Source organism: Bergeriella denitrificans NBRC 102155, from assembly GCF_001592185.1.
Lineage (GTDB): Bacteria > Pseudomonadota > Gammaproteobacteria > Burkholderiales > Neisseriaceae > Neisseria > Neisseria denitrificans.
The window spans coordinates 1-11,315 of the sequence record NZ_BCWL01000049.1; the positions used below are offsets into that span (position 1 = coordinate 1).

An 11,315-nucleotide genomic window follows, 5' to 3' on the forward strand; every position below is an offset into this window, starting at 1 on the left:
CAAACAAATAGACAAATAAAAAAGCCGTCTGAAAAAATCCATTTTTCAGACGGCTTTGCCGCTTGATGCGGCAGATGATAATCTTACAGGCCGCTCAGGCGTGCGGTATCTTGTGCAATCATCAACTCTTCGTTGGTCGGAATCACCACGGCTTGTGCGCGGCTGTCGGCGGTGGTAATCACACCGGCGTTACCGAAACGGGCGGCCAGGTTGGCGTCTTTGTCTTCGGTCAGACCCAAGAAGCCCAGGTAGGCCAATACTTTGCCGCGGATGATATCGGAGTTTTCGCCGATACCGCCGGTGAACACCAGCGCGTCCATGCCGCCGGCGGCTACGGCCATGCTGCCGATGTATTTAGCCAGGCGGTAAACGAAGACTTCCAGCGCCAGTTTCGCGCCTTCGTGGCCCTTGGCCGCTTCTTCTTCAATGGTGCGGCAGTCGCTGGACAGCTCGGAAATACCCAGCAGGCCGGATTTTTTGTTCAGCATATCAGTCACTTGGGCGATGCTCATATTGGCGTTCTCGGCCAGGAACGAGAAGATGCTCGGATCAACATCGCCGCTGCGCGTACCCATTACCAGACCTTCCAGCGGGGTCAGACCCATGCTGGTATCTTGGCAGACGCCGTTGGCAACGGCGGCGATAGACGCGCCGTTACCCAAGTGGGCAATCACCATACGCAGGTCTTTTTTGTCTTTGCCCAGGAAGCGTGCGGCTTCGTCGGCGACAAAGCGGTAGCTGGTGCCGTGGAAACCGTAACGGCGCAGGCCGAATTTGCGGTAGTATTCGCGCGGCACGGCGTAGGTGTAGGCGTGCTCGGGGATGCTTTGGTGGAACGCGGTATCGAATACGGCGACGTTCGGCAGGCCTTTGAAGATGTTTTGCGCGGCGCGGATGCCCAGCAGGTTGGCCGGGTTGTGCAGCGGCGCCAGCGGGATGCATTTTTCGATGCCGGCAATCACTTCTTCGGTAATCAGAATCGATTCGCTGTATACTTCGCCGCCGCTGACAACGCGGTGGCCGATGGCGGCGATTTGGCTTTCCAGACCGCGCGCTTTCAGTTCCTCCAGCATCGCGCCGACTGCGCCGGTGTGGTCGGGGTTGGCGGTCAGCTCGACTTTGTGTTTTTCACCGTTGGCTTTGAACGTGATGTATGCGTCGGGCAGATTGAGTTTTTCCGCCAGGCAGCTCAGCAGCACTTCGCCACTGTCGTTGTCCAATACGGCGCCTTTCAAAGAAGAACTGCCGCAATTCAAAACCAAAATCAGCTTCTGGGTCATTTAAGATACTCCTAAAGGGGCAGACGGCGGCTCGAAATATGCCGTCCGAAACAAGTTAATAAAACAACGCCCGACATTCTACCAAAAATCCGCAGGGCTTGTCGGTATCCGCCATAAATCTTTTATATGCTGCTTATGTATTGTATGTTTTCAGACGGCTTTTAGTCATTCTACGGTATGACTCATCATCGCTTACCGGCCGTGGGCAATAGTTCCTTAAACGATAAACAGGCACACCCCGCCTGAAAGCCGGCGGGTTACGGAAAAATCTGCTTACAGCAAATCCAACAGGTCTGCAGGCTTCGCGATGCGCCAATCCTGCAGCCATTCTTCGGTGCGGTCTTCATCGGAGATATAGCCCCAATCGACCAATACGGCCTGCATACCGGCATTTTTGGCCGCCAGCATATCGCGTTCGGCATCGCCCAAATACAGGCATGCTTCGGGGGCTACGCCGATTTGGGCGCAGGCGTGGTGCATGGGTTTAACGCTGGGTTTGGCTTCGCCGCAGGTGTCGCCGCTGACCACCACGGCAGGCGGCACGGCAAAACCGAGGCGGGGCACGAGCTTATCGGTAAAGCGTGCGGGCTTGTTGGTGATGATGCCCCACTTCAGGCCGCGTGCGTCCAGCTCGAGCAGGAGCGCGTTGATGCCGTCGAACAAAACGGTTTCGTCGGCATAGCGGCGGTCGTATTCCGCCAGATATTCCTGCCGCCATTCGGCGTGTTCGGGGTGCTCCGGCGTGATGCCCGCACCGATTTTCAGCAGGCCGTTGGCGCCGTGGCTGGCGTGGGGGCGGATGTCGCTCATGCTTTTTTCGGGATAACCCCGGCGGCGCAGCAGCGCATTGAGTGCGCCGCCCAAGTCGAGGGCGGTATCGGCCAGCGTGCCGTCGAGATCGAATAATACGGCTTGAATCATGGTGTTCCTTTTCTTAATTTTTAAACAGATGCGGCAGGGAATGCCGTCTGAAAAATGTCCGGTTGCGGCCAATCCGCTCAAAGCGGCCGTTTTCAGACGGCCTGTGCAGGCTAGCGGGCGGCTTTCATGCTTTTTTCAAAGTCTTCCAGCATCTCCATCTCGAAGCGGCTGAACCCTGCCCGCTCACGGGCTTCGATATTGACGTAGCCCCGGAAAATAAACATATCGTAGCGGGCAATCAAGGTGCGGAACAGGGCTTCCGGCGCCAGGCCGCGCTGTTCGCACAGGTGGCGGTACCAATGGTTGCCGATGCGGACATGGCCGACTTCGTCGCGGTAAATGATGTCCAATACGTCGCAGGTTTCCGTATCGCCGCGCTGCGCGACTTTGGCGCGGATGGCGGGGGTCACGTCCAAACCCCGCGCTTCCAACACGCGCGGCACCAGCGCCATACGCAGCAGCGGGTCGAACGCGGTTTTGTAGGCCATGTCCCACAAATGCCCGTGCGCCTCGAAATCGCCGTAGTCGAAGCCGAAATGACGCAGGCGCGCCCGCATCAGCCGGAAGTGGTACACCTCTTCTTTGGCCACGCGTATCCAGTCTTGCGTAAAGGCTTGCGGCAGGTTGCGGAATCGGTAGGCGGCATCGAGCGCGAGGTTGACGGCGTTAAACTCGATATGGCAGATGGCGTGCAGCATGGCCGCATAGCCTTCCTGCGTATTCATTTTGCGCGGCGTGACCTGCGCGGGCGCCACCAGCAGCGGCTTCTGCGGCCGCCCCGCGCTGCGGAAATCCAAAGGCGCAGCCGCGCCTGCGGCGCTCAGCTCCGTATTGTGTACGGCGGCATAAAGTTCGTCGGTCAGCCCGCATTTTTCGTCGGCATCCGGCGAAAGCAGCGCGCGCTCCAGCAATGGATAGGGAGAATAAGCCATGATGTCTGCCTTTGGGTACGGGCGGATATTATACGCCATTTTTCAGACGGCCTGATGCCGCGCCCGCCATATCCAGCAGGCACTTTTTACGGTATAGTATCGGCTCGTCATTCCATCTGCAGGAGCACGTATGTTCAAACGCCCGGAAGAGCTTATCGTATTGGTATTGGCCTTATTGTGGGTCGCGCTGACCTACTTCGGCGCCGCCTCGCTCGGCGCGGATGCCGCCACGGTTTTCCTGATTACCGGCCTGACGCTGGCTTGGGCGGCCGTCTGCTTTCTGCTGTGGCAGCGCAATCTCAGCCGCCTGATTTGGCCGTTTTTCCTGGGCGCGCTGGCCGCCTGCTGGTGGCCGCTGGCGGATTGGTATGCCGTGAAAGACCTGCCTGCCGCCGCAGCCGCACAAGCCGAAATGCCCTGGTATGCGGGTTGGACGTTTAAAGGCATTTGGGCCGCGCTGCCCGTATTGCTCGGCTACACTTTTCTGTGGAAACGCACGCGCCGCCGCAAATTGGCCGAAGCCGCCAATTTCCGCCCCGAATAAGCGCGCCCCCAGGCCGTCTGAAAACGCAGCGTCTCCGTTTTCAGACGGCTTGAAGTTCTGGATTTTCATCAGAAAACTGCTATAATCTTCACGCTATTTAACATTTCCTGCGCCATCGGAGGCCGTCTGAAAAAATGATCAGCAAGCAAGAATACCAAGCACAGGCCGAGCAAGGCTACAACCGCATTCCGCTGGTTCAGGAATTATTGGCGGATTTGGATACCCCGCTCTCCCTTTATCTCAAGCTGGCCAACAAGCCTTATACCTATCTTTTGGAATCCGTGGTCGGCGGCGAGCGCTTCGGCCGCTATTCCTTTATCGGCCTGCCCTGCCACACCCTGCTCAAAGCCTCCGGCAAGCACGTTGACGTTTATCAAAACGGCAGGCTCACCGAGCAATACGACGGCAACCCGCTGCCCTTTATCGAAGCCTTCCACACACGTTTCAAAACACCGGACATCCCCGGCCTGCCGCGCTTTACCGGCGGCCTGGTCGGCTATTTCGGCTACGAATCCATCTACCATTTCGAGCATTTCGCCCACCGCCTCAAAAACCAGGCCAAAGCCGACCCGCTGGGCACGCCCGATATTTTCCTGATGCTGTCGCAGGAATTGGCCGTAATCGACAACTTATCCGGCAAAATCCACTTAATCGTCTATGCCGACCCGCGCCTGCCCGACGGCTACGAGCAGGCGCGCGAACGCCTCGAAGACTTACGCACCCAGCTGCGCCAAAGCTGCGCCATCCCCCTTTCGCTGGGCAGCCCGCGCACCGAAGCGGCCAGCGAATTCGGCGAAGCCCCGTTTAAAGCCTGCGTGGACAAAATCAAAGACTATATTTTCGCCGGCGACTGTATGCAGGTCGTACCCAGCCAGCGCATGAGCATGCCCTATACCGACAGCCCGCTGGCGCTCTACCGCGCCCTGCGCACGCTCAACCCCTCGCCGTATATGTTTTACTACGATTTCGACGATTTCCACATCGTCGGCTCGTCGCCCGAAATCCTCGTGCGCCGCGAGCGCGACAACGTTATCGTGCGCCCCATCGCCGGCACCCGCCTGCGCGGCCAAACGCCGGCCGAAGATGCCGCCAACGAGCAGGATTTGCTCAGCGATGCCAAAGAAATCGCCGAACACGTGATGCTGATTGACTTAGGCCGCAACGACGTCGGCCGCATCAGCGAAACCGGCCAAGTCAAAGTCACCGACAAAATGGTGGTGGAAAAATATTCCCATGTGATGCACATCGTCTCCAACGTCGAAGGCCGTCTGAAAAACGGCGTATCGAATATGGACATACTCGCCGCCACCTTCCCCGCCGGCACACTCTCCGGCGCGCCGAAAGTGCGCGCGATGGAAATCATCGAAGAAATCGAGCCGAGTAAACGCGGCATCTACGGCGGCGCCGTCGGCGTATGGAGCTTCAACAACGATATGGACTTGGCCATCGCCATCCGCACCGCCGTGATTAAAAACGGCACGCTCTATGTGCAAAGCGGCGCCGGCGTCGTAGCCGACTCCGACCCGCAGGCCGAATGGAACGAAACGCAAAACAAAGCCCGCGCGGTCGTGCGGGCGGCGCAGATGGTGCAGGAAGGGTTGGATAAGTAAGCGCAGGTTCGTTTTACGGCTGAAATCTTATATGGCATTGGCCGTTCAGCCCGGCAACAAGCTTACATCTGAGAACCTCTTCCGGCAGACAGAATCCGCAAGGATTCGTCATTAGCTTTGCAAGTCCGCTACGCTCCCCCCGCGCAGGCGGGAATCCAGAACGTTGTGGTGTGCTGCCGCAATTTCGGAATACAAATATCAGCTATCAAATTCCAGCTGTTTATCGGTAAACAATGAAAACCATGCAACCTGCCGTTTATATTCTCGCCAGCCGGCGTAATGGCACGCTTTATATCGGCGTGACCTCTGATTTGATTAAGCGGATTTATCAACATAAAAATCATCAGGTTCAAAGTTTTACCGAACGCTATGATGTGATTTTATTGGTTTGGTATGAGTTGCATGCCACAATGGAAAGCGCCATTACCCGTGAAAAACAGTTAAAAAAATGGCAGAGAAATTGGAAATTACGCCTGATTGAAGAAAATAATCCGAATTGGCGGGATTTATGGGCAGAAATAATTGGAGAATAGAAAAGCCTTATCTGTTTTCCTGACTCTTTCCACAAAGTATAAGCACCCATCTGCAACATTGAAATTTTAGGCAGACAGAATCCGCAAGGATTCGTCATTCCCGCGCAGGCGGGAATCCAGAACGTTGTGCTGCTGCAATTTTGGACAGGTTTCTGAAGCAATCAGCTTCTGGATTCCCGCCTGCGCGGGAATGACGAAAATCTGGTGATTTTCAGTCGCTGAAATGCCATTACAATCAGATACACAAGATTTATAAATACCTGCCGTTTTCAGACGGCCCCAACTTTAAAATAAACAAAACCATGCAAAACACCCCCATCCTCCCTCCTTCCATGCTCGGTATTCTCGGCGGCGGCCAGCTCGGCCGTATGTTTACTGTGGCCGCGAAAAACATGGGTTACAAAGTAACCGTACTCGATCCCGATCCGAACGCGCCGGCGGCGGAATTTGCCGACCGCCATTTGTGCGCGGCGTTTGACGATGAAGCGGCCTTAAACGAATTGGCGCAATGCGCGGCGGTGACGACTGAGTTTGAAAACGTCAATGCCGATGCCATGCGCTTTTTGGCACGGCGCACTACTGTATCGCCGAGCGGTGATTGCGTGGCCATCGCGCAAAACCGCATTCAGGAAAAGGCGTGGATACGCAAAGCCGGTTTGCAGACCGCGCCGTATCAGGCCGTCTGCAAAGCGGAAGACATTACCGAAGCAAGCGCAGAATTTTTGCCGGGCATTTTGAAAACCGCCACGCTGGGTTACGACGGCAAGGGTCAAATCCGCGTGAAAACGCTGGAAGAATTGCAGACCGCGTTTGCAGCGCACGGCGGTGTGGATTGCGTGTTGGAAAAAATGGTGGATTTGCGCGGCGAGATTTCGGTCATCGTATGCCGCTTGAATTCCGATAATGTGCAGACGTTCGATCCGGCCGAAAATATCCATGAAAACGGCATTCTGGCCTATTCCATCGTACCCGCCCGCCTGCCGCAAGACATCCAGCAGCAGGCGCGGCAGATGGCGCGGCGTTTGGCTGATGAGCTGGATTATGTCGGCGTGTTGGCGGTAGAAATGTTTGTGGTCGGCGACACGCATGAATTGGTGGTGAACGAAATCGCGCCGCGCCCGCACAATTCCGGCCACCACACCATCGATGCCTGCGCCGCCAGCCAGTTCCAGCAGCAGGTGCGCATTATGTGCCACCTGCCGCCCGCCGACACCCGCCTGCTTTCGGCCTGCTGCATGGCGAATATTTTGGGCGATGTGTGGCAGGAAGACGGCGGCGAACCGGATTGGCTGCCGCTGCAAAGCGATACCGCGTCTTTCCTGCACCTTTACGGCAAAAAAGCCGCCCGCAAAGGCCGCAAAATGGGGCATTTCGTCACCCTGGCGCACGATGCCGATGCGGCGTTTGCCAAAGCGGCAGATTTACACGGCAAGCTGTAATGCTCGGGCAGACATCTGCCGATACGCTTTTTCCTGATTACCGTTTTTCAGACGGCCATGCCGTCTGAAAACGCTTCCGACCTGACGACCATGAGCCTGCTGACCATTCTCCGCCCGGCCACCGAAAACGACTGCCGCTTTATCCACAACGCCCACCTGCACGCCGTGCAATACACCTGCATCCGCAGCTACAATGAGCGCGTGTTGCAGGCATGGGAGGCGCTGCTGGATATGGAAAGCTACCGCGCCACCATCAACGACAGCAGCAAAGCGCTGTGGGTGATTGAATACAAAGGCGCGATACAGGGCTTTTTCCAAGTGGATTTCAAAGAAGCGCAGCTCGACGCGCTGTATGTGCATCCCCTGTTTCACAATCAGGGCCTGGGCACGGCGCTGCTGCGGCGCGCGGAAGCTCTGGCCGCGTCCAAAGGGCTGTGTTTCCTGAAGCTGTATGCCTCGCTCAACTCCATTCCCTTTTACCATCTCAACGGCTACGAATCTTTATGCGAAGCGGTGCTGCCGCTCAATCAGGATGTCAAAGTCAAATGCGAGCTGATGCGGAAATATCTGTAAGCCGCTCTCCAGCCGCACCTATTTCCTACGGCGTTTCCACACAAAAAAGCCGTCTGAAAACCTGCGTTTTCAGACGGCTTTTGCTGTATTGCGTTTCAGCGTTTAGTGGTCGGATGCTTCCGCCGCACCGATACCGGTCATGGAGCGGACATATTGTGCTTCAAAACCCTCTTTGTCGCGCTGCGCCTGCTCCGATTTATCCATCAGCGAAACCAGCCAGCTCACGATAAATGCGGCAGGGATACTGAAGATGGCCGGGTTGGCATAAGGGAACACCGCTTCCGCATTGCCCAATACGCTCACCCATACGGTCGGCCCCAGCACAATCAAGCCCAGCGCCAGCGCCAAACCGGTGAAGCCGCCGATAACCGCGCCTTTGGTGGTCAAACCCTTCCAGAACATCGACAGCATCAATACCGGGAAGTTGGCCGATGCGGCAATCGAGAACGCCAGGCCGACCATAAAGGCAACGTTTTGGTTTTCAAAGGCCACGCCGAACAAGATGGCCAATACGCCCAAAGTCAGCGTGGTGAGCTTCGATACGCGCAGCTCTTCTTTCGGCAGCGCCTTACCCTTGCGGATTACGGAGGCGTAAATATCATGGCTGACTGCGGATGCGCCCGAGAGCGCCAAGCCCGCCACCACGGCCAAAATCGTTGCAAAGGCCACGGCAGAGATAAAGCCCAGGAACAAATCACCGCCCAAAGCTTCCGACAAGTGGATGGCCGCCATATTGCTGCCGCCGACCATTTCATAAACGGTTTTGCCGTCTTTCAACATTTCGGTAAAGAAATGCGGATTGTCTTTGGTGACAAAAATCACCGCGCCGAAGCCGATAATAAAGGTCAAAAGATAGAAGTAGCCGATAAAGCCGGTGGCCACAAAAACCGATTTACGTGCTTCTTTGGCATCGGGTACGGTAAAGAAACGCATCAGGATGTGCGGCAGGCCGGCCGTACCGAACATCAGCGCCAAGCCCAGCGAGAGCGCGTCAATCGGGTTTTGCACCAAGCCGCCCGGGCCGAGAATGTCGATGCCTTTTTCGTGGATGTCGGTGGCCTGGCGGAACATGGTTTCAAAGCTGAAACCCGCGTTTTTCAAAATCATAAACGCCATAAAGCTCGCGCCGGAAAGCAGCATCACCGCCTTGATAATCTGCACCCAAGTCGTCGCCAGCATACCGCCGAACAACACATAGCACACCATCAATACGCCGACCAAAACCACGGCATACATATATTCCATACCGAAAAGCAGCTGAATCAGCTTGCCCGCGCCCACCATTTGGGCAATCAGGTAGAAAATCACCACCAAAATCGAGCCGGAAGCCGCGAAGAGGCGCACGGGCGCTTGCTGCAGGCGGTAGGCCGCCACATCGGAAAACGTGAATTTGCCCAAGTTACGCAGGCGCTCGGCCACCAAAAACAGCACAATCGGCCAGCCGACCAAGAAGCCCGTCGAATAAATCAGGCCGTCATAGCCGCGGGTGAACACCATGGCCGAAATGCCCAAAAATGATGCTGCCGACATATAATCGCCCGCAATCGCCAGGCCGTTTTGAAAGCCGGAAATGCCGCCGCCCGCCGTATAATAATCTTTGGTGGACTTATTCTGCTTGGAAGCCCACACCGTAATGCCGAGCGTAAACGCCACAAAAATCAAAAACATCACAATCGCCGAAATATTCAGCGGCTGCTTCTCCACATCACCGGTCAGCGCGTCGGCAGCTGCCAGCCCGGAAGCCGCCAGCGGCAGCAGCGCCGCCAGCCATTTGTCGAACCGTTTCATTATTTTTCCCCTTTCACGCTGTTCACAACCTCTTGGGTCATTTTTTCAAACTTACCGTTGGCAATGCGGACGTAAATGCCGGTTGTGACAAAGGAAAACACAATCACAAATACGCCGATATAAATGCCCCAAGTGGTAATGCCGTCTGAAGAAACCGGCATTTTCAGCAATTCCGGGCTGCTGCCGATGACCCAGATAAAGGCCACATACATGAAAAACACCACCGCCGAAAATCCCCAGCCCAGCATCGCTTTCTGACGGGCCATTTTTTGAAATTCGGCATTTTCCAGCACCTTGCGTGCCGTTTGCTTGTCCAGGTCCATTTCACACTCCTCTTTTCTTCTCTGAGCCGTTAAACCTTTATGGATAAAACCACTTTAAAGGCCGTCTGAAAAAGCGACAAATCTTATTTTCTGATAGCACAGATTTGTTTTTCTGATGGCTGCGCGCAATTATTTGACTAACAAAATCTTTTCCTATCTTTACGATTTTTCAGACGGCTTTATCCGCACCCGCTGCCGCACAATCCCGCCGACCAGAAACCAACCATATCGTAAAAACAAACCATACCAAGCGCTTCCCTTAAACCGCCCCTGTTTTATCTCCTCATGTAATCCAATTTCGCCACGCTTTACGCAACACTTTCTTTTACAAACAAATTGTCAATACAGTCTAAATCATGTTAAAAACCCAATATCAGAATAACGATTAAACAATACTCTACAAATGGACATCAACCAGCTGAAATCTTTCGTTACCGTGGCCCACCACGGCAACCTCACCCAGGCCGCCGAGCGCCTGTTTCTCTCCCAGCCCGCCGTATCCGCCCAAATCAAAGCCATCGAAAACAACTTGGGCACAGCCCTGTTTCACCGCGGCAGCAACGGCATGACCCTGACCCGCGCCGGCGAAATCCTCCTGCCCGAAGCCGAAGCGCTGCTGCGCCACAAGCACAAGCTGGAACACTTCGCCAAAACCCTTTCCAGCCGCTACACCGAAGAAACCGCGCTCGGCCTGATTCACCCCGTCGATGCCGACAAACTGACCGCGCTGACCGCCCACATCACCCGCACCGCGCCGCAAACCCGCCTGCATATCCAATACGGCATGAGCGGCGAAATCCTCACCCGCATCCAAGACAAAGCCCTGCACGGCGGCTTTTATCTCGGCGATATCCGCCAGCGCGGCATCCGCAGCCTGTTTCTCCAAAACATCACCTATTCGCTTATCTGCCCGCAGCACGCATACGAAACCCTGCACCGCAACCTGCCCCAAGGCTTGGAAGACTATACCTGGATAGAAATGTCGGGCATTTCCGGCAGCTATAAAAACCTGCAGCAGTTCTGGCACGCCCACCGCCTCGCGCCCAAACGCCAAATCTTATGCGACTACCCCCAAACCATTATCGATCTGGTCGCCGGTGGCATCGGCATCGCCATGGTACCCGGCAGCAAAGCCGAATCCGCCATCCGCGACGGCCGCCCGGTCGCGCTTATCGAAGAATACCGCCAAAGTATGCCGCTGTATTTCATTTACGCCGACGAATACGAAGAACACCCCGACCTGCAGCTGCTCAAGCAGAGCGTGGAAGCCATCTGGCAGGTAAACGCTTGATTTGCCCATTAAAAAGCCGTCTGAAAATTCGGGATTTTCAGACGGCTTTTTATAGTCGTTTCACTTTAGATTGAGACAAGG

Annotated in this window: 11 protein-coding genes; 6 read left to right on the top strand and 5 right to left on the bottom strand. The window is 55.7% G+C overall.

Features of this window, described 5'->3' with window-relative positions; all coding sequences use genetic code 11:
* Positions 1-83 precede the first annotated feature (83 nt).
* The 3 genes from BDE01S_RS04430 to BDE01S_RS04440 all read right to left on the bottom strand — a co-directional run bounded on the left by BDE01S_RS04430 (position 84) and on the right by BDE01S_RS04440 (position 3,133).
* Positions 84-1,280: an acetate kinase gene (locus tag BDE01S_RS04430; protein ID WP_066077860.1), complete on the bottom strand. Its 1,197-nt coding sequence runs from the start codon at positions 1,278-1,280 to the stop codon at positions 84-86.
* 273 nt (positions 1,281-1,553) lie between these two features.
* On the bottom strand, positions 1,554-2,201 hold the full coding sequence (locus tag BDE01S_RS04435) for an HAD family hydrolase (protein ID WP_066077862.1): 648 nt from the start codon (positions 2,199-2,201) through the stop codon (positions 1,554-1,556).
* Positions 2,202-2,311: 110 nt separating this feature from the next.
* Complete coding sequence (locus tag BDE01S_RS04440; protein ID WP_066077864.1) at positions 2,312-3,133, bottom strand: ferritin-like domain-containing protein; 822 nt, start codon at positions 3,131-3,133, stop codon at positions 2,312-2,314.
* 130 nt (positions 3,134-3,263) lie between these two features.
* Here BDE01S_RS04440 and BDE01S_RS04445 point away from each other — a divergent pair, with 130 nt between their 5' ends.
* From BDE01S_RS04445 to BDE01S_RS04465, 5 genes are all read left to right on the top strand, one after another.
* Positions 3,264-3,677 (top strand): hypothetical protein, encoded by a 414-nt coding sequence (locus tag BDE01S_RS04445; RefSeq protein ID WP_066077866.1) that lies wholly within the window; start codon positions 3,264-3,266, stop codon positions 3,675-3,677.
* A 134-nt stretch (positions 3,678-3,811) separates the two neighbouring features.
* Complete coding sequence (gene trpE, locus BDE01S_RS04450; protein WP_066077869.1) at positions 3,812-5,287, top strand: anthranilate synthase component I; 1,476 nt, start codon at positions 3,812-3,814, stop codon at positions 5,285-5,287.
* 242 nt (positions 5,288-5,529) lie between these two features.
* Complete coding sequence (locus BDE01S_RS04455) at positions 5,530-5,820, top strand: GIY-YIG nuclease family protein (RefSeq protein WP_066077879.1); 291 nt, start codon at positions 5,530-5,532, stop codon at positions 5,818-5,820.
* Positions 5,821-6,122: 302 nt separating this feature from the next.
* Positions 6,123-7,259 carry a 5-(carboxyamino)imidazole ribonucleotide synthase gene (locus BDE01S_RS04460; protein WP_066077871.1) on the top strand — a complete coding sequence of 379 codons (1,137 nt, stop codon included), beginning with the start codon at positions 6,123-6,125 and terminating at the stop codon, positions 7,257-7,259.
* Between the two features lie 90 nt (positions 7,260-7,349).
* A complete protein-coding gene (locus BDE01S_RS04465) occupies positions 7,350-7,832 on the top strand; it encodes a GNAT family N-acetyltransferase (RefSeq protein WP_066077881.1) in 483 nt (160 codons plus the stop codon).
* A gap of 102 nt (positions 7,833-7,934) precedes the next feature.
* Here the strand turns inward: BDE01S_RS04465 and BDE01S_RS04470 are convergent, their stop codons facing one another.
* Together BDE01S_RS04470 and BDE01S_RS04475 are read right to left on the bottom strand one after the other, a co-directional pair.
* A complete protein-coding gene (locus tag BDE01S_RS04470; protein ID WP_066077873.1) occupies positions 7,935-9,620 on the bottom strand; it encodes a cation acetate symporter in 1,686 nt (561 codons plus the stop codon).
* Positions 9,620-9,937, bottom strand: a complete 318-nt coding sequence (locus BDE01S_RS04475) for a DUF485 domain-containing protein (RefSeq protein ID WP_066077884.1) — start codon at positions 9,935-9,937, stop codon at positions 9,620-9,622. Before BDE01S_RS04475 ends, BDE01S_RS04470 begins: the two co-directional genes overlap by 1 nt.
* A 409-nt stretch (positions 9,938-10,346) precedes the next feature.
* On the opposite strand from BDE01S_RS04475, the gene BDE01S_RS04480 reads away from it, so the two are divergent.
* Complete coding sequence (locus tag BDE01S_RS04480) at positions 10,347-11,234, top strand: LysR family transcriptional regulator (RefSeq protein ID WP_066077876.1); 888 nt, start codon at positions 10,347-10,349, stop codon at positions 11,232-11,234.
* Positions 11,235-11,315 lie beyond the last annotated feature (81 nt).